The sequence below is a fragment of the Ruegeria sp. CF3 genome, assembly GCF_056537365.1.
Genome location: NZ_JBQFRK010000003.1, coordinates 464,674 through 489,657, shown reverse-complemented (window position 1 = coordinate 489,657; position 24,984 = coordinate 464,674). Strand labels below are relative to the sequence as shown.

At 56.0% G+C, this 24,984-nt stretch carries 20 protein-coding genes and 1 tRNA gene; 12 read left to right on the top strand and 9 right to left on the bottom strand.

The features are described from left to right. Positions 1-146: 146 nt before the first annotated feature. Both prpE and ACR0KC_RS14010 read left to right on the top strand, forming a co-directional pair. Positions 147-2,036 (top strand): propionate-CoA ligase PrpE, encoded by a 1,890-nt coding sequence (prpE, locus tag ACR0KC_RS14015; protein WP_480706678.1) that lies wholly within the window; start codon positions 147-149, stop codon positions 2,034-2,036. Between the two features lie 180 nt (positions 2,037-2,216). Then, on the top strand, positions 2,217-3,656 hold the full coding sequence (locus ACR0KC_RS14010) for an amidase family protein (RefSeq protein WP_480706680.1): 1,440 nt from the start codon (positions 2,217-2,219) through the stop codon (positions 3,654-3,656). Between the two features lie 271 nt (positions 3,657-3,927). Here ACR0KC_RS14010 and ACR0KC_RS14005 read toward each other — a convergent pair whose 3' ends face one another. Continuing rightward, positions 3,928-4,689: an NAD kinase gene (locus ACR0KC_RS14005; RefSeq protein ID WP_170391948.1), complete on the bottom strand. Its 762-nt coding sequence runs from the start codon at positions 4,687-4,689 to the stop codon at positions 3,928-3,930. A 168-nt stretch (positions 4,690-4,857) separates the two neighbouring features. On the opposite strand from ACR0KC_RS14005, the gene glyA reads away from it, so the two are divergent. Beyond that, a complete protein-coding gene (glyA, locus tag ACR0KC_RS14000; protein ID WP_480706682.1) occupies positions 4,858-6,153 on the top strand; it encodes a serine hydroxymethyltransferase in 1,296 nt (431 codons plus the stop codon). A gap of 69 nt (positions 6,154-6,222) precedes the next feature. Here the strand turns inward: glyA and ACR0KC_RS13995 are convergent, their stop codons facing one another. After that, positions 6,223-6,597 carry a hypothetical protein gene (locus ACR0KC_RS13995; RefSeq protein ID WP_170391953.1) on the bottom strand — a complete coding sequence of 125 codons (375 nt, stop codon included), beginning with the start codon at positions 6,595-6,597 and terminating at the stop codon, positions 6,223-6,225. A gap of 89 nt (positions 6,598-6,686) precedes the next feature. Between ACR0KC_RS13995 and ACR0KC_RS13990 the strand changes: the two genes are divergently transcribed. After that, positions 6,687-7,445 carry an alpha/beta fold hydrolase gene (locus ACR0KC_RS13990; RefSeq protein ID WP_170512263.1) on the top strand — a complete coding sequence of 253 codons (759 nt, stop codon included), beginning with the start codon at positions 6,687-6,689 and terminating at the stop codon, positions 7,443-7,445. Here ACR0KC_RS13990 and ACR0KC_RS13985 read toward each other — a convergent pair whose 3' ends face one another. From ACR0KC_RS13985 to ACR0KC_RS13960, 6 genes are all read right to left on the bottom strand, one after another. Beyond that, positions 7,446-7,631, bottom strand: a complete 186-nt coding sequence (locus ACR0KC_RS13985) for a hypothetical protein (protein ID WP_170391965.1) — start codon at positions 7,629-7,631, stop codon at positions 7,446-7,448. It lies immediately after the preceding gene. A gap of 83 nt (positions 7,632-7,714) precedes the next feature. After that, positions 7,715-8,107 carry a rhodanese-like domain-containing protein gene (locus ACR0KC_RS13980; RefSeq protein ID WP_480771968.1) on the bottom strand — a complete coding sequence of 131 codons (393 nt, stop codon included), beginning with the start codon at positions 8,105-8,107 and terminating at the stop codon, positions 7,715-7,717. Positions 8,108-8,179: 72 nt separating this feature from the next. Further along, a complete protein-coding gene (locus ACR0KC_RS13975; RefSeq protein WP_170391969.1) occupies positions 8,180-9,520 on the bottom strand; it encodes an HlyD family type I secretion periplasmic adaptor subunit in 1,341 nt (446 codons plus the stop codon). 3 nt (positions 9,521-9,523) lie between these two features. After that, entirely contained in the window at positions 9,524-11,833 is a 2,310-nt protein-coding gene (locus ACR0KC_RS13970) for a type I secretion system permease/ATPase (RefSeq protein ID WP_480771967.1), read from the bottom strand. A gap of 36 nt (positions 11,834-11,869) precedes the next feature. Continuing rightward, complete coding sequence (locus ACR0KC_RS13965) at positions 11,870-13,816, bottom strand: type I secretion protein (RefSeq protein WP_480706688.1); 1,947 nt, start codon at positions 13,814-13,816, stop codon at positions 11,870-11,872. Between the two features lie 128 nt (positions 13,817-13,944). Continuing rightward, positions 13,945-16,152 carry an MSCRAMM family adhesin gene (locus tag ACR0KC_RS13960; protein WP_170401336.1) on the bottom strand — a complete coding sequence of 736 codons (2,208 nt, stop codon included), beginning with the start codon at positions 16,150-16,152 and terminating at the stop codon, positions 13,945-13,947. A 612-nt stretch (positions 16,153-16,764) separates the two neighbouring features. Here ACR0KC_RS13960 and ACR0KC_RS13955 point away from each other — a divergent pair. After that, the gene (locus tag ACR0KC_RS13955) at positions 16,765-17,526 is read left to right on the top strand and encodes a helix-turn-helix transcriptional regulator (protein WP_170401338.1); all 762 of its coding nucleotides are present in this window, start codon (positions 16,765-16,767) and stop codon (positions 17,524-17,526) included. Further along, a complete protein-coding gene (locus ACR0KC_RS13950; protein WP_170391988.1) occupies positions 17,519-18,016 on the top strand; it encodes a hypothetical protein in 498 nt (165 codons plus the stop codon). The genes ACR0KC_RS13955 and ACR0KC_RS13950 overlap by 8 nt, the downstream gene beginning before the upstream one ends. Positions 18,017-18,024: 8 nt before the next feature. On the opposite strand, the gene ACR0KC_RS13945 is transcribed toward ACR0KC_RS13950, so the two are convergent. Next, positions 18,025-18,110, bottom strand: a tRNA-Leu gene (locus ACR0KC_RS13945). Between the two features lie 203 nt (positions 18,111-18,313). Here ACR0KC_RS13945 and ACR0KC_RS13940 point away from each other — a divergent pair. From ACR0KC_RS13940 to ACR0KC_RS13915, 6 genes are all read left to right on the top strand, one after another. Then, complete coding sequence (locus ACR0KC_RS13940) at positions 18,314-19,357, top strand: pyridoxal-phosphate dependent enzyme (RefSeq protein WP_480771966.1); 1,044 nt, start codon at positions 18,314-18,316, stop codon at positions 19,355-19,357. Then, positions 19,354-20,499 (top strand): M24 family metallopeptidase, encoded by a 1,146-nt coding sequence (locus ACR0KC_RS13935; RefSeq protein ID WP_480771965.1) that lies wholly within the window; start codon positions 19,354-19,356, stop codon positions 20,497-20,499. The genes ACR0KC_RS13940 and ACR0KC_RS13935 overlap by 4 nt, the downstream gene beginning before the upstream one ends. Continuing rightward, complete coding sequence (locus tag ACR0KC_RS13930; RefSeq protein ID WP_480771964.1) at positions 20,496-21,209, top strand: maleate cis-trans isomerase family protein; 714 nt, start codon at positions 20,496-20,498, stop codon at positions 21,207-21,209. Before ACR0KC_RS13935 ends, ACR0KC_RS13930 begins: the two co-directional genes overlap by 4 nt. Positions 21,210-21,341: 132 nt before the next feature. After that, on the top strand, positions 21,342-22,442 hold the full coding sequence (locus tag ACR0KC_RS13925) for an ABC transporter ATP-binding protein (RefSeq protein WP_480771963.1): 1,101 nt from the start codon (positions 21,342-21,344) through the stop codon (positions 22,440-22,442). A 101-nt stretch (positions 22,443-22,543) separates the two neighbouring features. After that, positions 22,544-23,635: an extracellular solute-binding protein gene (locus ACR0KC_RS13920; protein ID WP_170391999.1), complete on the top strand. Its 1,092-nt coding sequence runs from the start codon at positions 22,544-22,546 to the stop codon at positions 23,633-23,635. A 69-nt stretch (positions 23,636-23,704) separates the two neighbouring features. Beyond that, on the top strand, positions 23,705-24,979 hold the full coding sequence (locus ACR0KC_RS13915; RefSeq protein WP_170392001.1) for an ABC transporter permease: 1,275 nt from the start codon (positions 23,705-23,707) through the stop codon (positions 24,977-24,979). Positions 24,980-24,984: the final 5 nt, after the last annotated feature.

The window sequence follows — 24,984 nt, the reverse complement described above, 5'->3', positions numbered from 1 at the left end:
ATCAGAAGATTTGCAAAAATTTGCAAGCCAAACTGCAAGGTTCTGCAAAGATTTTGCGATAAACTGACGCGCCGTTATGCGCATCGCTTGCTCGAAACATCCACGATGCCTAACACATAGCTCAAGGAATTTGGGAGGAGGCCATCATGGCATATCAGGACGTCTACGAGAGCTGGAAGAACGACCCCGAAGCATTCTGGATGGATGCCGCCAAGGGGATCGATTGGGTTCAAGCGCCCAGCAAAGCTCTGTTTGACGACAATGCGCCTCTTTACGAATGGTTCAGTGATGCCAAGGTAAATACGTGCTGGAACGCAGTTGATCGCCATGTGGAAAATGGTCGTGGTGAGCAAACCGCGATCATCTATGACAGCCCCATTACTCATACCAAACGCGAAATCTCATACGTCGAGTTGCGCAATCGGGTTGCTAATCTTGCTGGCGCGCTCCGTGCAAAAGGTATCGAGAAAGGTGACCGCGTCATCATCTACATGCCTATGATCCCCGAAGCGCTGGAGGCAATGCTGGCTTGCGCCCGGCTTGGAGCAGTGCATTCAGTGGTATTCGGCGGCTTTGCCAGCAACGAACTGGCCGTACGTATCGACGATGCGAAACCCAAGGCGATCATCGCTGCCTCATGCGGGATGGAGCCGGGACGCGTTGTGCACTACAAACCTCTGCTGGATGGCGCGATCGATCTGGCCGCCCACAAACCCGAATTTTGCGTAATATTCCAGCGCGAGCAGGAAGTCGCACAACTAATCGAGGGGCGCGACGTCAACTGGCACGGTTTCCAATACGGTACGGAGCCCGCAGAATGTGTACCAGTCAGCGGCAATGATCCAGCCTATATCCTCTATACATCCGGCACCACTGGTGCGCCCAAAGGCGTCGTGCGCCCGACTGCCGGCCATCTGGTCGCGCTGAACTGGACGATGAAAAACATCTACAATGTCGATCCGGGAGATGTGTTCTGGGCGGCTTCGGATGTCGGCTGGGTCGTTGGCCATTCCTATATCTGTTATGCCCCGCTGATCCACGGCAACACGACGATTGTTTTTGAGGGCAAGCCCGTCGGAACACCTGACGCCGGAACTTTCTGGCGCGTGATATCCGAACACAAGGTCAAAAGCTTCTTCACTGCCCCAACCGCCATTCGTGCCGTAAAACGCGAAGACCCAAGCGCAGAATTGATGGCGAATTACGATCTATCCTGCCTTAAGGCTCTGTATCTTGCAGGAGAGAGGGCTGATCCAGATACGATCATCTGGGCGCAAGATGCGCTGAAAGTTCCGGTCATCGATCATTGGTGGCAAACCGAAACTGGCTGGACCATCGCTGGCAACCCGCTCGGAATCGAAGAGCTTCCGGTCAAGCTGGGATCACCTGCCAAACCTATGCCGGGCTATGACGTTCAGATTCTGGACGAGGGCGGCCATCCTATGAAACCGGGCGAGTTGGGCGCGATCGCAGTCAAGCTCCCGCTTCCGCCAGGCACATTGCCAAACCTGTGGAATGCCGAGGCGCGCTTCAGAAAATCCTATCTTGAGCATTTTCCCGGCTATTACGAAACCGGTGATGCGGGCATGATCGACGAAGATGGGTATCTCTATATCATGGCCCGTACCGATGACGTGATCAACGTCGCCGGGCACCGACTTTCGACGGGCGGGATGGAAGAGGTGTTGGCCGCCCACCCCGATGTGGCAGAATGCGCCGTGATTGGGGTTTCTGATCAACTGAAGGGTCAGATGCCTGTCGGTTTCCTGTGCCTGAATGCCGGTTCCGACCGGAATCACGCGGAGGTGGTAACCGATGTGGTCCAGATGGTTCGTGACAAAATCGGCCCAGTCGCTGCGTTCAAGAAAGCCGTGGTGGTGGATCGTCTGCCCAAGACACGCTCGGGCAAGATCCTACGTGGTACGATGGTGTCGATCGCGGATGGCAAGGCGTATAAAATGCCTGCCACAATCGATGACCCAGCAATTCTGGACGAGATCACGGTGGCCCTGCAAACTATCGGCTACGCGCAGTAATTTCACGGTACGATCAAGCGGAGCGCCTTACGGCGCAACCGATTTGCGCTGTCGCGCGTGTGCGAGGCTCTGCCTCGCGCTCCGAGATATTTTTGGCCAGATGAAGGTTGGATCCGTTTTGCGATTGCGGGGCTTGTCATTGGGTCCTCCTCACCTCAGTTTGAGGTGGGGAGGACGAGCATGACACAGGGCGATATCTGGCGTTTTGATGCAACAGAATTGGCTGCGCTGACCCAAGCTGGCGAGTTGAGCGCAGAAGAGGTGATCAGTGATGCATTGGAGCGGATGCATCAGGTAAATCCCTCGCTGAATGCTGTCGTGGACGATCTGGGCACAGAAGCGTTAGAGCGTGCATCTGCGCTTGATCAGGCGCGCCGCAATGGTGCCTCGGTTGGACCGCTGCACGGGGTACCCGTGACCATCAAAGTGAATGTCGACCAGAAGAACCATGCCACCACAAATGGTGTGGTTGCCTTGAAGGATGTCATTGCCCCTGATGACGCACCGGTGGTTTCAAACTTGCATAAGGCGGGGGCCATTGTCATCGGGCGGACCAATACGCCCGAATTCTCGTTCCGCGCTGACACGGATAATCCACTTCATGGGCGCACGCACAATCCTTGGGGGCGCCATATCTCGCCGGGTGGGTCGTCCGGGGGCGCGGGGGCTGCAGTCATGGCGGGCATCGGCGCACTGGCGCATGGCAACGATATCGGAGGTAGCTTGCGGTTCCCTGCTGCAGCCAATGGTGCGGTTACAGTGAAACCGGGGCTGGGCCGCGTACCGGCCTGGAACCCCAGCCAGAATGCAGAACGCGGGATGCTGGCACAATCGATGTCGGTACAGGGCTTGATCACAAGAAGCGCAAAGGACCTGCACCTTTCGATGCCCAGCCTGATCGCCCCGGACGCCCGCGACCCCTTCCATGTGCCAATGCCTTGGCGCGGCGCGGGGCCGGATATCCCAATCAAAGTTGCGTTCACCAAAAATACGTTCGAATACGCTTTGCACCCCGAAGTGGACAAAGCGCTAAGTACCGCTCGGGAGGCGCTGGTAGATGCCGGATATATAGTTGAAGACATTGATCCGCCGGATGTGTTCGAATGCGGGCGCATCGGCTATCGCGCGCTGATGGGTGAAGTGCTGACGTTGATGAAAAACGATATCGAGGCAGCCGGGTCTCAAACCATCCGTGATATTTTCGAGGTTTATTTTCAGGAGTTTCCTCCGATCGTAGGCGACGAACTGATTCAGGCGTTGGCGCAACGCAGCCATTTTGCGCGCCAATGGTCGCTATTCATGCAGAAATATCCTTTGGTCCTGTCTCCATTCCTGCCGCAACCGTTCTTCAGACCTGATCGCGATACCGAAGGTGCGGAAGGCGTTCATGAGGTGTTAGGATGCGCGGTCTATTCTTATGCGATGAATTTCCTCGGGCTGCCCGCCGCCAGCGTTCCCGCACGCTTGGCCGAATTGCCGAATGGGCCGCAACCGATCAATGTTCAGATTGCTGCTCGACGCTGGCGTGAGGATATGGCGGTGGATGCAGCGGTCGCGATCGAAGCGCGTGTGGGGCAGATGGCTCCGATTCTGTGGGATCGAATGAGCGCGCAAACCTGAGACATAGTCACTCAGGCCTCACAAATGAAATAGACCCCGGGATTTTGTCCCGGGGTCCGCATACTAAAATATGCCCGGATTAAGATGACGAGCGTAGCACCACCCACCCTCGCCAGCGCGAAAACTGCGCAATCATTCGAAAACACCTTTAGATGGCCACTCACTTCCACCTCGGCGTGTTCTCCGGGCAACTTGAAGTTAACAAACCCTTATCGCGTTGCATGTGAACTGGTTCACACAAGCGGTGGAAAAATGATCAACACGCTGAGATTTAAGTAAATTGTTCGGAGATCAATCGTTCTTCCAGGCCGTGGCCAGGGTCAAATAGAATACGATGCTGGATCGCAATCTCAGACCTGATCTCGACCCAATCGATATCCGGAAACGATATGGAATCGGCCGCAACGATAACCGGGCGTTTGTCAGCCTCGATCACATCGAATCTGACTTTCGCAACTTTCGGCAGCAAGGCGCCACGCCACCGCCGGGGGCGAAACGCGGCGATTGGCGTCAATGCCAGAACGTCCGCGCCAATGGGTACAATGGGTCCGTGAGCGGAATAGTTATATGCGGTTGAACCCGCCGGCGTGGCAAGCAATGCACCATCACACACGAGTTCGGCCATGCGTACCCGCCCATCAACGCTGATCCGCAACCGCGCTGCCTGCGGCCCCGCACGAAGCAGCGAAATCTCGTTGATTGCAAGTGCTTGGTGCTTTTGGCCCGCCTGGTCCATTGCAGTCATCGCCAATGGATTGATGACTTCTTCCTCTGCCTCTGCTAGCCGGGCCATCAGATCAACTTCGGCATATTCGTTCATCAGAAACCCGATGGTACCGCGATTCATTCCATAAACCGGCTTGTCCAAATGCTGGACGCCCTGCAGCGTCTGAAGCATGAAGCCATCACCACCCAGCGCCACCACAACATCTGCGTCTCTCGGCGCTGCATTTCCGTAGCGCGCCACAAGCGCATCCCGGGCGGTCTGCGCAACCTTGGCATCGCTGGCCAGAAAGGCGATTCTCTTTGTCATGTTTTATAGTTTCCAGTGCTGCACATTTGGTTCCGAAACAAACATACCTTTCCGCAATAGGCCAGAGTTGACGCCATAGAGGGCCATTTCGTCGCTTTACAACCTTTCTGACACACGTCGTTTCCGATAGGAAATCCGCCAGATACACCCCAGCCATGCGGAGCGCACATGAACGCCAATCTTCGTGACAACGGATTTTTCACCCAGTCCCTCGCGGATCGTGACCCCGAGCTGTTCGGCTCGATCACATCTGAATTGGGCCGCCAGCGCGACGAGATCGAACTGATCGCCTCGGAGAACATCGTCTCTGTCGCCGTGATGGAGGCGCAGGGCTCGGTCATGACCAACAAATATGCCGAAGGTTATCCGGGCCGCCGGTACTATGGCGGTTGTCAGTTCGTCGACATTGCCGAGAACCTGGCTATCGACCGTGCCAAGCATTTGTTTGGGTGTGAGTTTGCCAACGTCCAACCGAATTCGGGATCGCAGGCGAACCAAGGTGTATTTCAGGCGCTGATCAAGCCCGGTGACACCATTCTAGGAATGTCGCTGGATGCAGGTGGTCACCTGACCCATGGTGCGGCGCCGAACCAGTCGGGCAAGTGGTTCAACGCGGTACATTATGGCGTGCGCAAGCAGGACAACCTGATCGACTATGATCAGATTGAAGCGCTGGCAAAGGAACATAACCCCAAGCTGATCATCGCCGGAGGCTCGGCCATCCCGCGCGTCATCGATTTTGCCCGCATGCGTGAAATCGCCGATATGGTCGGCGCCTATCTGCATGTGGACATGGCCCATATCGCCGGTCTGGTTGCCGCAGGCGCGCACCCTTCGCCCTTCCCGCATGCGCATGTGGCCACCACCACCACGCATAAAACCCTGCGCGGCCCGCGCGGCGGCATGATCCTGACCAATGATGAAGCGATTGCCAAAAAGGTAAACTCGGCGATCTTCCCAGGCATTCAGGGTGGCCCGCTGATGCATGTGATTGCTGGCAAGGCCGTTGCCTTTGGCGAGGCACTGCGTCCTGAGTTCAAGGACTATATCAAGCAGGTCGTTGTGAATGCGCAGGCCCTTTCAGATCAGCTGATCAAGGGTGGCCTGGACACTGTGACCCACGGCACCGATACCCATGTGGTTCTTGTCGACCTGCGCCCCAAAGGCGTTAAAGGCAACGCAACCGAGAAAGCTTTGGGCCGGGCACATATCACCTGCAACAAGAACGGTGTGCCGTTCGACCCCGAAAAGCCGACGATCACCAGCGGTATCCGTCTGGGCTCGCCCGCTGGAACCACCCGCGGTTTTGGTGAGGCCGAGTTCCGCCAGATCGCAGACTGGATCATCGAAGTGGTCGACGGTCTGGCCGCAAATGGCGAAGACGGAAACGGTGCGGTCGAAGCCAAAGTTAAAGCCGAAGTCGCCGAACTTTGCGCGCGCTACCCGCTTTATCCGAATCTCTGATCCAATACGGATCTTAGAACAGAAAACGGCGCCCTGATCGGCGCCGTTTTTCTTTGAGGCGTGCAGCGGTCAGATATACCCGCGCCATCGTAGTACGAACACAGCCAACGCCGCCAACACGATCAGGCCCAACGCAAGCGAACCAAGAAAGCTCAGGAACCATCCCCAACGTCGATCTGCCAGATTGATCGCGTTCAGGTGGCCTTGCACCTCGTCCGACGCTTTTTCGAGCCGGGGCATATCCAAAACCATCCGCAGTTTGGGATGCTCGGCCATCTGCTCGGCCTCTGCCAGAACCAAGGCCTGTTTATAGACCTTGCGCGGCAAACGCCGCTTTGCGCGCCGGACCGAGGCAATCAGGGTCTTGTCTTTCACGCCAAGCTTTTTACGCAGCAACCGAATGGTCTCTGCGATCCGGGTCTGGATATCGATTTCCTGCGTCATTGGCGCCTCCTGACGGGACAATTTAGCCGCGCGTCACACCGGCGACAATGGGGCTGGTTGTTCCGCGCGGTGACGCGTATCACAGAAGCATGCTGAATACGATCATCCATGGCGACCCGACCGATCATCCGCCCCTGCTGATAGCGCATGGCCTCTATGGTTCGGCGCGCAACTGGGGAGTCATTGCACGGCGACTGTCGAACGAAAGACAGGTGATCGCCGTCGATATGCGCAATCACGCCTACAGCTTTTGGGATGCTCAGCATGGCTACACAGATTTGGCGCATGATCTGGCCAAGGTCATCGACAGCGTTGGCGGCATCGCCGATATCGTCGGGCATTCCATGGGTGGAAAAGCTTCGATGGTGCTGGCGCTGGAATATGGCAATCTGGTGCGCAAGCTGATCGTCGCCGACATCGCACCAGTGGCATACAGCCACAGCCAGATTCAATTCATCGAGGCAATGCGGGCGGTCGATATGTCCCGCGTTCAGCGTCGTTCAGATGCCGAAGCACAGCTGGCCGATCTGGGCGTCGAAAAGGCGCTGCAGAGCTTTTTTACGCAGTCTTTGGATGTTGAGGGAGGCCGGTGGCGGCTGAACCTAGATGTACTGGCCAGCGAAATGCCAAAGATCATGGGCTTCCCCGAGATTTCGACCCATTGGGACGGCCCCGCTCTGTTCCTGTCTGGCGCAGCATCAGATTATGTTCAGCCCGAATACCGAGAGCAAATTCGCACCCTGTTTCCTTCAGCTCGCTTCGCCAAAATTCCCGGTGCGGGGCACTGGCTGCACGCCGAGAAACCCCGCGAATTCGAAGCTGCAGTCAGGACCTTCTTGAACGCTTAATCAAGCGCCTTGATACAGGCGTTTTGCCACCAGCCACGACACCGGCGCGGCAACAACCGCCCCTGCTGCTGCGGCGGAAACGATGGCCATCCAGGTCACCATTCCAACCGCTAGGACCGCAATCACGGCAGAACCCGCGATGGCTGTGGCGATCAAAGAATAAAGCGTGGCTGCTAGGCGTATCATGGCCAGTATCCTGTGTTTAAGCTTCTGGCCTTTACATTACAGCAACGGAATATGTGTGACTTTGATTTGGGTCAGATATGTAGCTACATCCCGCGATCCATGGGCCCGGTCGCCTCGCCGCCGCCATTCACCCAATCCGCAAACCCGCCCAGATTATAGACGTGTAAATACCCCATATCCTTGAGCAGTTTTCCAGCCAGCGCCGCCCTGCCACCAGATGCACAATGCAGGATGATCACCCGGTCCTTGCGCAGTTCCGCGTCATGGGAAGGCAGCTCGGGATCGGCCCGAAACTCCAGCATACCGCGCGGGATATGATGCGCACCGACCGCGCGCCCTGTCCTTTCCAGTTCAGGCGCATCGCGAATATCCAACAACAAGGCACCCTGCCCGATCAGTTCTTTCGCCCGGCTGGCATCGATACGTTCAACCACCGCGTTCGCAGCTTGCATCATGTCTTTGACCGTCAATGGCATTTGCACCCCTCCAGGAAATGAATCCGTGAAAGGCTAACATGCAGAAAATTGAAGGTGTAGACGTTCAGACGCTTAATGTTCGCGGAAAGCACGCGACATACTGTCAACCACTGGCTTGGCGATATAGGCCGCAAAGGTGCGTTCCTCGGTCTGGATCATGATCTCGGCGGGCATTCCGGGTGTCGGCACGAAGCCCCGCACGCGCCCCATCTCTTCCGTGGTCAGAGAAATGCGCGCCAGATAGACCTCTTGCGGCATACCGGCAGAATCCTCGACAAGCGAGTCAGCCGAGACGTAATAGACCTCGCCCTCAAGCACTGGGGTTGTCCGTTGATTGAGCGCGACTAGGCGCACCGTCGCGATCTGCCCGGTGACCACGCTGTCGATCTCGGTACGCGGGATCTGCGCCTCGATGATTAGCGGTGCATCGGCGGGCAGAATCTCAGCAATCTGTTCGCCAGTTTCGATCACCCCGCCCGGCGTGTGGTGATGAAGTCGCACCACTGTGCCTGTCACCGGTGCACGCACAACGGCACGGGCCAGAACGCTACGGGCCTGACGGGCTTTTTCACGCACACTTTCAAGATCGGCTTCAATAACGCCCAACTCGTCCAGCGCAGCCTCGCGGTAGGCTGAGCGGGTGCGCAGAATCTGCTCTTCATACTTCAGCAGCATCTGGTTTACCTCAGCCGTTTCTGCGCGCAAACGCGCCAGTTGACCTTCGGCTTCGGCCTGCACCCGGCGGATCGTATTCAGATCACCTTTGCGCACTAATCCTTTTTCAAACAACGAATATTTGGTCTCGTATTCTTCCTCGAGAATCTCTGATCGCCTTTCCATGCTGACCAATTGTGCTTCAAATCCTGACGCACGAATTTTCAACGCCTCCATGTTGCGCTGCAGCAAAGCAATATCGTTCAGCAGCGTCTTTCGCGATACATCAAAGCTGAGTTTCTGATTGTCGAGGATCGTCATGACCTCGACGTCGTCCGATGCTTCGATCAATCCGGGCGAAAACACGAGGGTTTCCTGTTCGCTATGCTCAGCCAGCAACCGTTCGGTCATGGCCTGAAGGCGAAGTTTGCGAATGAACAATTCGCGTTCACTCGCCTCGGCCGAGGTCTGATCCAAAGTCATCATGATCTGTCCGGCTTGAACAGATTCTCCTTCCGAGACCAGTATGTTCTCGATGATACCGCCTTCCAAATGCTGCACGATCTTGTTGCGACCGGTCGCGACAAAGCTGCCTTGCGCGATGACTGCAGCGGCCAGAGGTGCACGGAAGGACCAGACGCCAAAGCCGCCAAAACAGACAATAAGCATGATAAAGCCAATCACGATGAATTTGGTGATCGAGCGCGGAACCTCAGAGTACCAAAGACCGCCTTCATCGGTGCGTGCCACGTCGTTCATCGCTTAATCCCCCTTGCCCTGTATTTCGGGCGGTTGCTGGCGCGGCCCGTTGAGCTGTTCCAGCACCTGTTCGCGCTGCCCGAACAGCGCCACGCGCCCATCGGTCAGCAGCATGATCTTGTCGACAACATTCAACAGAGTCGGCTTTTGCGTAATCACCACAACGGTGATCTTGCTTTCCTTTGCTTGCTCAATCGCACGCGCAAGCGCCTTGTCACCCGCCACGTCGAGGTTCGAGTTCGGTTCATCCAGAACAACCAAGCGCGGGTTGCCGAAGAAGGCACGCGCCAAAGCAATACGCTGCTTCTGGCCACCTGAGAGAGGTGAGCCGTCGGCGGCCACAACAGTCTCATACCCCTGCGGCAGCGTTGCGATCATGTTGTGCACGTCGGCCAAAACGGCGGCATCGTGGATCTGCTCATCCGTGGCATCGGCACGCATCCGGCCAATATTGTCTTTGATGCTGCCGGGGAATAGCTGTACGTCTTGCGGCAGATAGCCAATATTTTCGCCAAACTGACGGGGATCCCAGTTGCGGATATCCATCAGGTCCAGCCGCACACTGCCCGAGGTCGGCAGGATCGACCCCACCAGCGTTTTGCCAAGCGTCGTTTTCCCCGCGCCTGAATTCCCGATGATCGCCAGAGTTTCACCCGGGTTCAGCGCAAAGGTAATCCCGTTCAGAACCACCCGCTTGGTGCCGCCTGGGACATATAGCAGGCGTTCGACATCCAACCGCCCCTCAGGCCGTGGTAGGCGCAGTTTTTCATATTGCAGGGCCGAGTTCGACAGCAGAGCCTTGATCCGCCCAAAAGCGCCGCGCGTCAGCAGGAAGGTATTCCAACCCTCAATCGAGCCTTCGATCGGCGCAAAAGCCCGCCCAGCGATGATCGAGGCGGCGATGACCATACCGCCGGTAATTTCACCTTGAAGGGCCAGAAAGGCGCCCCAGCCCAGAATGCCGATCTGCGTCAAAAGACGGACGGCACGCGAAATGGCCGCGAAGATCACGTTGCGATCCTGCGCCTTGACCTGCCATGTCAGCGATTGTGCGGTGTCACGCCCCCAGATGCGCACTGCCTCGGGGATCATCGCCAAAGCGTTGATGATCTGACTGTTGCGCGACATTGAATCCAGATGCTGGTTCGCCAGGGATTGCGCCTGGTTGGCCTTGGCGAAGGGCTTGGCAGTCATTTTCTGGTTGATCAGCGCGATAATCATCAGGATCACAGCGGTCGTCACCACAATCATCCCAAGTTGCGGATGCACCAGAAAGATCATCAGGATGAACAGCGGTGCAAATGGTACATCCAGAAATGAGATCAGCGTGCCCGAGACCAGAAAGCCCCGCACCTGCTGCAAATCACCCAAAGTCTGGTATTCGCGCCCATTCCCATGCAATGATGCATGGGCGGCGGCGCTGAGAACCGGGGCACCAAGACGGGCAGCCACCTCGACCGCTGTGCGCATCAGCATGAACCGCCGAACGGCATCAAAGGCTGATTGAAATATTACGGCTCCGGCAACGATTGCCGTCAGCATGATCAGCGTATCCAGCGAGCGACTGGTCAGAACCCGGTCGCTGATCTGAAACAGATAAATCGGGATCGCTAGGATCAGGACGTTGGTCGCGCAGGTCAGCACCAGCACAAAAGCCAGATTGCGCCAGATGGCGCGTAGTGAGGTACGCAGCGTCTTCTGGAAATCTTCAGGCGGCGTGCGTTTGTGGAATGTTTGGGGTGGCCCCTTGCCATCGCCACCACCCGTCCCCAGGCGCAGCAAGGGTTGGTTGGCCTTGGCCTCGATCGTGGTGCCCATGCGGTCTTTACCATCCGACGGCGCAGAGGGGGTCATGCGTGCAGTCGATTGGTCGGCGGTTTCACAATCGGGGGCTTTGGTATCGGCCACCCCAGTGTCGCCACCCGCAGGATCCTTATCTTGCGCGGGCCGCGACGACGCGCGCCGAAGGGGAGAACCAGCGCGCGGTTGTGATGTTTGATCCAACTGCTCTGCCTGGGTCTGCCCCGGATCATCCGGTTGTGTCGTCGCCTGAGGCGCTTCTGATTGTTGCCGCGAACGTTTCACGGGTTTTGCAACCGAGGTGTCACTTGCATCCAAGGTATCCGGTTCGGGTTCAGAATCCGCCAACTGCATTTCGCTTGTCAAACGCAGACGGGACGCTGTTTTTGCAAGTTTACTTTCATTTGGTTTTGCTACCCGATCTCGGGGTTCAAGGGTCAATGGGCCTCCGCCTCCGTGCCGGTCCAACGGACTTGCAAAACGGGTGCGGCGCGACGAAAAAACGATCGACATAAACTAACCTTCCGGTCACTCGTTAATCAGGAAATATCAGGCCAGCATGGTCTGCAGGCCATCAGAGGAATTCGCCATTTCGCTTGGCGTGAGATCGTTACCATTCGGGCCAATGCCGTTCTCGTAACCGGGCATTCCCGCCTCTTCCATCAAGGCGGCTATCGCCTCGTTGGTCATCTCTGCAATGTCCTCATTCGTGGGTATGTCGAGCAGGCTTGCCTGATGCAGCAACAGGTCAGAAAATGCCCCGTCCTCGGCCATGACAACCGAGTCTACTCCGGCCTTGGTTACATTGGCGGCATTCAGCATCGCATTGCTGCCTGCCAGAACCTCGGTCTGGTTCGCGTGGGGACCATTCAGATATACGTCATCCTGATCGGCAAGCATCGTCGATTGCTCGGCTACGTTGACCTGCACCAACGATCCGTCGATCTTGAGCACTCGCATCTGCTCCATGCCCGCGAACATCGGATCGTTCATCAGCGCCTCTTCCAGCGCCGCCATATCGTCCTCGCCCAAGGTCATTGCGCTGGCCATGGAAACGTTCATCGCCTGATGCGTGTCTTCGCCTTCTTTCATGAGAGAGACCTGGTTCATGACCAGGTTCTCGTCCGATCCATCAATGGGTCCTGGCAATCCGCCCATCACCACGTCGTCATCCATCAAGACGTGTGTCTGGATAAACGCATCGACCGATATCATGTCACCTTCGATCATGATCAGGTCATAATAACTGCCAAGTTGAAGAATATTGGTGACATCGATCAACTCGTTGTCGCCCAATGCGTACAGCGTGGTCGTCGCGTTAATCTCGGTATCAATATGATCGATATCCGTTGCGTCGATGTCCTGCTTGACAAAATTAGCAACGATCAGGTCGGTCGTAATCCAATCAACATGCACATATGCCGGGGCATCGTCTTCACTTGAACCTGTCTTAAGCCAAGGGGCTGACTTGCCTTCGACTTCGATCGTCGACGAGTGCACCACATTGGTGCCCGAGCCGCCATTCGTGCCCTTGTCTGTGTCAGATACAACGGCGACCTGGCTTACCATTGCCAGTTCGATCGCTTTTCCACCGACCGCGATATAAGGCGCATCGATCCAGGCTACGGTTGCGTTCATCTCGTTGATCGCAAGGTTGCCGCCTGCAATCACCGTGTGACCGTCGGCAAATTCGTCTTCCTCATCCTGATCCCATTCGGCGGGCATCATATCGGGCGTGTCGTCTTCTTCTTCCTCGTCCGGTCTATGATGCGCGGGCAGAAGATCGTCCCATTCCGGGGCTTCGTCCACATACTCACCATTGACGATCACGCCCATCGCTTCTTCGCCGTGGAACTGATAAACAACTGCACCTTCAACTTCGACATTGATCGGCGCCAACATCGCTTCGGCCAAAGATTCTACATACTCAATCGACAAGTAGTCCGAGATCGAGAACGAGGGCACGGCAAACGCGTGCATCGATGCTGCGACCTGCGCAGCCGCCTCGGCCAATGCGATCAGCTGATCGACATCGCGGAAATCTCCCTCGCCGACAACGTCATTGTCGCGCAGGAAAATCGTCTGGAACGTGTAGGTCACAGCAGACCCGATAAGCTCTGTCACAATCTCCAGCTGCTGCTCGATCACAAACGTTGCACCTAGGCCGGTTGTCGCTTCGGGTAACGGCGGACCGTCTGAGAGTGGTGGTTCAAGTACAACGACCGTTTCAAATTCAGGGCCGTCGGTTGGGGGTGGAAGTTCAGGAGTGGCGGGGGGGGTGTCAAACCGATAGGAAAGCGGACCATATTTGCCCGGGTCCAGTTCCAGATCTGCCTTGATCCGGATCTTTGCAGGTTCTTCCAGTTCGTCCAGTTCAGCCTTGCGCCGCATGGCGGTGAACTCTTCGTACTGATCCCTCAACCGGGCTTTTTCAATCGTAAGATCAAAAGATCCAATAAAGTGTGCAATCTTTTCGGTAACACTATCGAATAACATTTCGATGATCCCTTACCCCCTTGCCAGCTAAAATTTCCGGTTCGGGATTTGCTGGGCCGAGGCCACATTGCGCGGCCCCGGCGATTTCATTGATCGGGGGCCGATAATGCGGCCCCCGATTTTTTGTCTTAGACGTCAGTGTCGTCGCTTGCGTAGGACGAGGTCATCGAACCACCAACCATGGTCGTATCGACTGAGTTACCTAGCACATTGGCACCCTGTACGATCGATTGGTTGAAGGCGTTCGTATCGACTACGGCAGCGGCCGAGGCGTAGGATTCACCGGTCACGATGCCATCGCCACCGTTATTCGAACCCCAATCACCGCCATGGCCTCCGGCACCGCCGTCACCCGAATAGGCACCGGCTGCGCTTCCGCCTGTCGTGTTGCCGCCCATTGTGTCACCAGACATGACGTCAACCATTGACGCGCCGCTAGTTCCACCTGCTGCAGTACCAGCAGCACCTGCACCGCCATCGCCGCTGTATGCGGTACCAGTGGCATTGCCAGTTGCGGACGAATCCGAGTCATTGTCCGATGCAGATGCACCGCCGTATCCGGCAATCGCCTCAGCGAGGCTATCAGCAGAACCATCCGTGTCGGTCTCTGAGAATACATCTGATGCACCACCCAGACCACCTGTGGCCTCGGAAGCGCCAGATCCAGCAGCACTGGCGTTTGAATCCGATGCAGCAGAACCAGTTCCACCTGCACCACCATCACCATCAGCCGTTGAAGTACCTGTACCCGTGCCATCACCGGAACCGTTGGCAGCGTTCGAACCACCATCGCCACCATCAGCGTCCGCATCACTTGCGTTGGCAGCCGAACCGTCAACATCACCAGATGTCTGATCGACACTTGGGCCTTCAGCGTCTTGATCACCTAAACCTTGAACATCGGCATCAGCTGCTGAACTTCCGTTGTTGTCTCCGCCGTCTCCGTCTCCACCGGTGGATGAACCACTGCCAGAATCAGCTCTGGAATTACCGGTGTCGGCATCTGCATCACCACGGCCGCTTTCAGAGATTTCCTGCTGGAGGCGCGCGATTGCTTCTTCGACTAGGCGCGAGAATCCACCCGAGCCATCGCCGCCGTCGCCTGAAGCGTCGCTATCGGTAGTACCAGTTCCTGTTCCGTCAGCTGTGTTGTCACCGCCGTCATTGTCGTTGGCGTCGGTGTTGTTATCGCTGTCGTTATCAGCGTTGCCATCCGCATTCGAGTCGCCGTCGCCACCATCTGCACCAGATGCATCTGCGTCGTTATCCGCTACACCCTTGCCTTTGGCGCTGGACTCTGAGTCAGCATCACCACCGTCAGCATCAGCATCGGACTCGCTGTACGCCTTACCATAGCCTTTGCCTACACCTTCGGAATCGGCATAACCGCCATCTCCGCCTTCGCCATCAGTCGTGTTATCGCTGTCGGTGTTGTTGTCAGCATTCGAGTCGCTGGTGCTGTCACCACCGTACCCGCCAATGCTCTCACCATCAGCGTTCGAATTGGATTTGGCTTTGCCGGTGCTTGCATTGTCGGCATTACCTGAATCGCCACCGCTACCACCTTTGGCATGGGCATCAGCATCACCAGTGTCTCCGCCTTCACCGTAAGCGTCGCTACCAATGGTCTTGCCGCCTACAGCTTCACCGCCATAACTGGTTCCGCCTTTTCCGGAAGCTGCACCATTTGCATTGGAACTAATACCTTCCGCAGCGTTGGCTTCGCCACCATTGGCATCACCGTTTTGCTTGAATTCTCCGTAGTTACCAACTTCGGCATTATCCAACTGATCGTTGTCTTCCAAGCTTGCCAGCTGATTGTTGATCGACGACATATCGTTGCCAGGACCATCCAGCGAAATATCAAGGTTCAGATCATCACCGGGATCATAATTCAGGTCGCGACCGGCGGTGATTACATCACCAACGCTGGCGTTGTCGCCCAGATCCAAGTCTACCTGATCGTCATCGCGGGGAATCCATTCGCCGCCACCGAAGTCAATGTTGACCGCATTATTGTTAGAGTTGTCATTATCATTATTGTCTTCGCCACCATTGGTGTTTTGCTGCTGCTGCTTCTGATTTTGATCCTGATCTTGCGCGTTGTCATTGTCGTTATCATTTTTAGAACGCTGTGACTGATCTTGTCCTTGTGAATCAGAGTTGTTCGCAGAGTTTTCAACGTCCTGGTCTTGCTTTTGCTTCTGAGCGTTGATGTCAGCTTCGATATAGGCTTCGTCTACCGCTATATCTGTTTCGAAATCGGCGTCCAGATTATCGATTTGGACGTCATCAATTGTGGTCACGGTTGTTGTTTGGTTGGGTTGGCGTCTCATAAAATTTTCCACTTTTACTGAAGCACCGGGCCGCCATTCATCTACAAAGCGGCTACAGGCGCGGTTGAAAACAGAGTTCGCGCACAAGGTGTCAAACTGGACACTCGCGCGGCAGTGAAAGTCTTCTGTTTGGTTTGCCCCCCTTTCTCGGCTAAGCCGATTCCATGACCACGAGAAATTCGCTGAAATACGCGGACCGCAGACACGTCAGGTTCAAGTTCACTTCACAAATAGAAGCCTAGGAATGGTCGCAGCGATAAAGGGGTATGCATAGCTGGCCGAAAGCATTATTTTCTGCAAATCACTGTTTAATATATATTTTTTTGAAATTCGCCTTATTTCGCGCCAGATTTTACCCGGAAACAATCATGCGCAAACATATAGGATTATTAACCCTGATATTTCATGGAGTTACGCTATAACCAGATGCGAAGAACCTGATCAAAGGTTCTAGTAAGCGGTATTGCAGAACCCGCCTTTGGTTGCTGAAACACGTACTTTCAGCTATGATAAGGTACTATTTGAGTTCAAAGTTAATGTTTCGCGCCACCCAGCTCTGTACCCGATTTAAAGATTCAGAGGGCGGCGTTTGTATTAGTGGGGGGAAAGTCAATGAATATTTCATTGCAAGAAGACGCCCGTGATCAGATTGAATATCCCGAAGAGCTGTCGATCATTTTTATCGGCAAGGAATTGTTCTACTCGAACCAAACCCTGAGAAGTGTTCAAAGCGAATTCGGCGTTCGTGCGTCAAGATATGAAAGCCTTGACGACCTGCTTGCCGAGAGTGGGAACTCTGTTCCCTCCGAGCGCATCATTGTCGTGGATCAGATGATGCTCGAAGATCTGTTGGCGCGGCCCGCTGATTACTCCCGGCTCGCCGAGACGGGATGTCTGGCCTTCGCCTATCGCAAGAAAAGTCCGGCCCGGGTTCTGTTCGAACGCTGGGATCGCACCCGTTTCGGCAGTGTCGGGTATTTGCCCATGAACGTGGCGCCGGATGTTTGGCGCGCAATATTGCGCCTTCTGATGCACGAAGAGCTGCACCTGCCCTGCTTTCTTGCCGACAGCATGACCGCAACACAAAGTGCGCCAGGCACACCTATCGAAAAACAGCCTGCAACCAGAACCCGGTCGCCTGACAAACTGTTGCGATACTCAAAGCTGACGCGCCGCGAAAAACAAGTCCTGAGGCTGGTATCGCAAGGCAAGAGCAACAAGACCATTGCGTCGAATCTGGGCATCACCGAACACACCGTCAAACTGCATATGCACAATGTCTCGGGCAAGATCGATGTGAGCAACCGGACTGAAGCTGCGCATTTCTACTTTGAGGTCGCGCCGAACGAAGCGCGCAACGCGCCCGTTGGATGAGGCATTCGAAACCCGGTTCGACCGGCTCATTCTGTTGGTGGGTCGGCTCAACTATATGTGGACGAACACGGAAAGCCTGCTGATCCACCTGATCGCAGGTCTGACCGGGGCCAACAAAGATGTTGCGGTCATCATATTCCTGACGCTTAACACCACACGTGCCCGTATCGATCTGGTCGAACGTCTCGCCAAGATGGAGGGTCGCCCCCCTGAAATCCGCGATCCGATTCTCGAACACACCCAGCGGTTGTCGCGCCTGTCCTCTATTCGAAACAAGTACAATCACTGCATCTATTCTTTCGATCAGGAAAGCGGAAATCCAAAGACCATCCTTATGCGCATTGCTGATCGCAAGACCGACATCAAACTTGGTCGTGAAGACACAGTTGACGACAAAGCAATGAAAGAAATCGAGGATGTTGTCACTCAGCTCTCGAATGCCAACAGGGATATCTGGAAATTGATCACCCAGCTGGGTTTCCCTGTCTGAGATGGTACTGGTGCGGGCGGTGGGACTCGAACCCACACGGCACTAAGGCCTTCGGATTTTAAGTCCGATATGTCTACCATTCCATCACGCCCGCACATCATCGTCGAAGTTTTGTCTCACCGCGCCGATGTCGTGTGCAGACACTTACAACCAACCAAAACGATTGAAAAGATACTCATTCATCAGATCCAGGGATGCATGCAGAACACGAACACAATCCTGCTGAATCAAGGCCGAGCTTGACAGCCTTCGGCCAATTCGTTCACGTCGGCGCAACACAAGATCAGGGAGCGAGCGATGAAACTAGTCAGTAACCCGTTTCGAGGTGGTTCTAAGCTTTCGGATCAGGCCCCTTATCCCTCCGTAGAGACAGATGGGTTGGGCCGGCATCGATTCTTCTGCCCCGACTTTGTCGAAACGCCCCTTGTGAATGCATCGGCGCTGGCACCCGTCGCGAATCTCTGGGTTAAAGATGAGCGAAGCCGTATGGGCCTGGGATCGTTCAAAGCGCTGGGTGCGGCTTATGTGATCGCCTGCGAAGCGAATGACATCTCGGTCACGCCAGATGGTAACACGCTCAAAGGGCGCACCTATGTTACGGCAAGCGCGGGCAATCACGGGATGAGCATGGCCGCGGGCGCGCGCACTTTCGGAGCTGATGCAGTTGTCTACATCGCAGAAACAGTTCCAGAAAGCTTTGCAGATCGCCTGCGCGCTCAAAACGCACAAGTGGTACGGGCGGGTGCGGATTACGCCGCCAGCATGGAAGCAGCCAGTCAAGCGGCGCAGGACAATGGCTGGACTTTGCTCTCGGACAGTTCCTGGGAGGGGTATACTGAACTACCGTACTTGCTGATGGAAGGGTATCTGCAAATGGCGGTCGAAGCCGCCGAGCAATGTACTGAGGCACCAACGCACATTCTTCTGCAAGCCGGTGTTGGCGGCATGTCCGGAGCCGTCGCTGCCTATGCGCGGGTCGTTTGGGGAGATGCTCCGCAGATCATTGTTGTTGAGCCAACCTCTGCCCCGGCGCTGCAGGCCAGTATCGAAGCGGGGCATTGTGTGTTTGCTGACGGGCCCGACAGCATCATGGGGCGACTGGATTGCAAAGAGCCCTCGCTGATCGCCTTGAACGGCTTGGCCCGAGATGCCGATCTGTTTGTGACAATCGAGGATGACACTGTCGAAGCACAGCTTCCGGCCATGGCGAAGGCCGGGTTGGAAACCAGCGCCTCGGGCGGTGCTGGCATTGCGGCCGTTCTGAACGACGCGATCCGTAGTGAACTGGGTATTGGACCGAATTCCAAAGTGCTCTGCATCTTGAGCGAGCAACCTGCATGAGAGGTTTCGCACCAGAGGAATTCGCGACCCGCGTTGCGCGCGCCCAGCATCGGATGCAAGAAACCGGTCTATCGGCCCTATTGCTTACGACTGAGCCCCAGCTTCGCTATTTCACCGGTTATCTCACCCGTTTCTGGGAAAGCCCAACGCGGCCTTGGTTTATGATCGTTCCGATTTCTGGCAAGCCGGTTGCAGTAATCCCATCCATCGGTGCTGCATTGATGGCACAGACATGGATCGACGATATTCGAACCTGGAGTGCACCCGACCTTGAAGATGATGGGGTATCCCTGCTGGCCGATACACTGAGAGAGTTGACGCCTGAAAACGCCTCAATCGGCTGCCCCGACGGGCATGAGACCCATGTAAGGATGCCACTGGCCGATCTAAGGCATCTCGAATCCGCAATTGGAGCGCGCCAAATTACGGGTGACCATGGCATCCTGCGGGCGCTGCGGATGGTGAAATCTGACGCCGAGATCGCAAAGATTCGAACTGCCTGTCAGATTGGTGCCCACGCCTTTGCACGAGTGCCCGAGGTTGCCTCAGCAGGGACACCGCTGGATCAGATATTTCGAAACTTTCAGAGACTCTGCCTTGAAGAGGGTGCCGACTGGGTGCCCTATCTGGCCGGAGGGGCCGAGCAAGGCGGGTACTCGGATGTAATCTCACCCGCGACACAGACCCCGCTTCGTATAGGCGATGTGCTGATGCTCGACACCGGCCTCGTCCACGATGGCTATTTTTGCGACTATGATCGCAATTGGTCCGTCGGCCCAGCGAGCAAGGCGGTACGCGATGCACATGCCAGATTGGTCGAGGCTTCGGATACAGCGTTTGATCAAGCCCGCCCAGGCGTGACGGCTTCTCAGCTTTTTCATACGATGAACACCATACTCACCGATGGCAGCGCGGGAACCGATGCAGGGCGTCTGGGCCACGGGTTAGGAATGTCGTTGACCGAATCGCCTTCGCTTATTCCGGATGATCATACTGAACTGCAACCAGGAATGGTTTTGACGCTTGAACCGGGTATTGCGGTCGATGGCAAAATTCTCGTGCACGAAGAAAACATCCTGATAACCGAAGGCGCGCCCGAATTCCTCAGCCCCCGGATAGGACCGGAGATTGCCGAAATATGAGCACGTTGCCGTACACACTGGATCCTGACGATCCCTCGGCCGTACCAATGGGGCTGATCGTTTTACAGACCGACGAGACAATCGAACCTGAGTTTCGTAGCCTTTTTATCGATGACAAAAGCCCGCTTTATGTCAGCCGCATTCCCAGCGGGGCCGAGGTCAACACTGACACGCTGGCGCAGATGGAGACCGACTTGCCTGCAGCGGCTGATTTGCTGCCAAAGGCGCGGCCCTATCGAGTTGTTGGCTATGGATGTACGTCAGCCAGTTCGGTTATCGGCTCGGATCGGGTTGAGCAGATGGTCATGCAGTCCTGTAATACATCGACCGTCACCAACCCGTTGCGGGCAGCCTCTGCCTGCGCGAGACATTTGGGCGTCTCAAAATTTGCGCTGCTGTCGCCTTACATTGAAGAAGTAAACACTCCGTTGCGACGCGCGTTTGCAGAACAAGGCATCTCGATGGATGTGTTTGGCACTTTCGGCGAATCCGAAGAAGCCAAAGTTGTGCGGATCTCAACCGATTCCGTGGTCGATGCCGCCGTGCGACTGGGAGGAGATTCAACAGTCGACGCCGTATTCCTTAGTTGTACGAACCTTCGGACACTGACGGCTATCCCAAGGATCGAAGCGCAGATCGGCAAACCTGTCCTGTCAAGCAACCAGAGTTTGGCCTGGCATATGAAACAACTGAACGTGTCGCAAAATTAGGCAAATGCGGCGTTTACGCGACTCCAATTGCTTTACGGGCTTGCGACCATTTGTTAGCCTCGTCATCAATGCACGAGAAGATCAATGAGGCCCGGACCAACCGGGTAATCATTTGACGCAACAGGGGGTCTTGTGACCGACACAAATAGCGACGCCGCGTTTGTTGAATTTCAACGCGTTCAAAAGTCTTATGATGGCGAGAACCTCGTCGTCAAAGATCTCAACCTGGCAATGCCAAAGGGCGAATTCCTGACCATGCTCGGGCCGTCCGGATCAGGTAAGACGACCTGCCTGATGATGCTTGCCGGATTCGAAACCGCCACACATGGCGAGATTCTTCTGGATGGAAAACCCATCAATAATATCCCTCCGCACAAACGTGGCATCGGGATGGTGTTCCAGAACTACGCTCTGTTCCCGCATATGACTGTAGCCGAGAACCTTTCGTTCCCGCTGGAAGTCCGCAAGCTGGTTAAGTCCGAGCGCGAGGAGAAGGTCAAGCGCGCGCTGGACATGGTGCAGATGGGTGCCTTCGGCAATCGTCGCCCCGCGCAGTTGTCGGGTGGTCAGCAGCAACGGATCGCACTGGCACGTGCGCTGGTGTTCGAGCCCGAACTGGTGTTGATGGACGAACCGCTGGGTGCGTTGGACAAACAACTACGCGAGCATATGCAGTTCGAAATCACCCGTCTGGCGCATGAACTGGGCATTACCACCGTCTACGTGACCCACGACCAGACCGAGGCATTGACCATGTCCGACCGTGTTGCGGTGTTTGACGATGGCCGCATTCAGCAATTGGCCCCGCCGGATCAACTTTATGAAGAGCCCGAAAACAGCTTCGTCGCGCAATTTATAGGTGAAAACAATACGCTAGAAGGCGTTGTTAAATCGATAGACGGTGACACTTGCCTTGTACAGCTGGATGACGGTTCGGAAATTGATGCAGTTCCGATCAACGTGCACAATCCGGGTGAGCGCACCAAGGTCTCGATCCGGCCCGAGCGTGTGGAATTCAACAAGGACCGTCTGCATGCCGATGCGCATACGCTGAAAGCCACGGTCAAGGAATTCATCTATATGGGCGACGTGTTCCGCTTCCGCATGTCGGTGGCGGGCAATGACGAATTCATTGTCAAAACACGGAATGCCCCCGACGCCATTCGCCTGCAACCGGGGCAAGAAATCGAAATCGGATGGTTGGCACAGGATTGTCGTGCGCTCGACGCATAGACCAAGCCGCGCGATACAAACGTGGTTTACCGAGGGACCAGCTGGCGAAAACCCGTGCGTCAGCTGACCAAACAACAAACGGGAAGTACTGGGAGTAACACATGAAAACTACCAAAACACTGCTGACAGCAGCTGCTATTGCGACAGCGGCTGGCGGCGTTTCCGCCGAAGAGATGACCATCGTCTCGTGGGGCGGCGCCTATTCCAAATCACAGCTCAAGGCTTATCACGAGCCCTATTCGGAGAAGACCGGCGTCACCATCCTGAACGATGACAGCTCGAACGAGGCCGTCGCCAAACTCCGCGCGATGAACGAAGCGGGCAACATCACATGGGACGTGGTTGATGTGGTTGCGGCGGACGCGATCCGCCTCTGCGACGAAGGTCTGGCACTTGAGATCGATTTCGACACTCAACTGGCCCCTGCCCCCGATGGCACGCCTGCCTCCGAAGATTTCGGTGACCTTCTGGTCAGCGACTGCTTTATCCCGCAGATCGTCTATTCAACCACCTTCGGTTATCGCACCGATCTGGTCGGTGATACTCCACCAACCGACATCTGCGCAGTATTCGATCTTGAAGCCTATCCCGGCAAGCGCTCGCTGGAAAAGCGCCCGATCAACAACATGGAATGGGCGTTGCTGTGTGACGGCGTTGCAAAAGACGACGTCTACGACGTTCTGGCCACTGCTGAAGGTCAAGACCAGGCACTGGCCAAACTGGATACCATCAAGGACAGTGTCGTCTGGTGGTCTGCCGGTGCCGACACGCCACAATTGCTGGCTGATGGTGAAGTTGTCATGGGTTCGACCTATAACGGTCGCCTGTTCAGCGTGATCGAAGAGCAAAAGCAGCCGGTAGCGATGCTGTGGGATGCTCAGGTATTCGATCTTGATGGCTGGATCATTCCGGCTGGCCTGAGCGAAGAGCGTCAACAGCGCGCGCTGGACTACATCATGTTCGCAACTGACACGCAGCGTCTGGCAGATCAGGCCAAGTACATCTCGTACGGCCCGGCTCGTGCCTCCTCTGCACCGCTGGTGGGTCAGCACGCCGATCTGGGCATCGACATGGCACCACACATGCCGACCGATCCGGAAAACGCCAAGAACACGTTCCTGTATAACTACGAGTTCTGGGCGGATTACCGCGACGATATCGACGCCAAATTCCAGGCTTGGCTGGCGCAATAAGCGTCTGATTTCCTGAGATTGTCGGGGGCGGCTATCGCCCCCGACCCCAAAAATACCCAAGGGGTACCGATGACTGACGCCACCCAAAATACTGGTCCCATGCTGGCCGCGGACGGCACGCCACTCAAGCAATCGCTGGCCCGGTCTCTGCGACGGCAAAAGCTGCGGGCCCTGATGCTGGTCGCCCCACTGCTGCTGTTCGTTATGTTCTCGTTCATCGTGCCTATTGCGGCGATGCTGTTCCGATCTGTGGAAAACAGCATCGTACAAGAGACACTGCCCCTGACGGTCGAAGCATTGCAAAGCTGGGATGAAACCAGCGGCGAGTTGCCCGACGAGGCCGTTTATGACGCCTTTGTCCGCGACATGGTCGTGGCCGTCGATAACAAGACACACACCCGGCTGGGTTCGCGTCTGAACTACGAAGAGACAGGCATGTCTTCGATGTTCCGCCGCTCGGGTCGGAAAATGGGTAAGCTGGACCCCGAAACCGATGGGCCGTTCAAAGACCAGGTCATCGAGATTCACGACGGCTGGGGTGAACCGCAGACATGGGCGGTTATCAAGACGCATTCGCCCGCTGTCACCAATGGCTATTTCCTGAACGCAGTGGACATGCGCCGCACGCCCGAGGGCGCGCAGGCGCAGCCCGAGGACAAGCAGATCCTGATCAAGCTGTTCGGGCGCACTTTGTTCATGTCGCTGGTGATCACCGCGTCCTGTATCCTGCTGGCCTATCCGGTCAGTTATTTGCTGGCGACGCTTCCGATGCGGGTGTCGAACCTGCTGATGATCCTCGTGTTGTTGCCCTTCTGGACGTCATTGTTGGTGCGAACCTCGGCGTGGAAGGTGATGTTGCAGCAACAGGGCGTGATCAATGAAACATTGGTCTGGCTGGGACTGGTGGCCGACGACGCCAGGCTGGTGATCATCAACAACCAGATCGGCACGATCATAGCTATGACGCATATCCTGCTGCCGTTCATGATCCTGCCCATGTATTCGGTGATGCAGACCATACCGCCCTCGTACACCCGCGCCGCAAAATCCATGGGCGCGACCAACTGGACGACATTCTGGCGCATCTACTTCCCGCAATCCATTCCTGGCATTGGCGCGGGCTCAATCCTCGTGTTCATTCTGGCGATCGGCTACTACATCACGCCTGAAATCGTTGGCGGCACCAAGGGTGTCTTTATTTCGAACCGGATTGCCTATCACATCTCGTCCTCGCTGAACTGGGGGCTGGCCGCGGCATTGGGAACGATCCTTCTGGGCGTCGTACTGCTGCTCTACTGGTGCTACGACAAGATTGTCGGCATTGATAACGTGAAGCTGGGATAATCGAC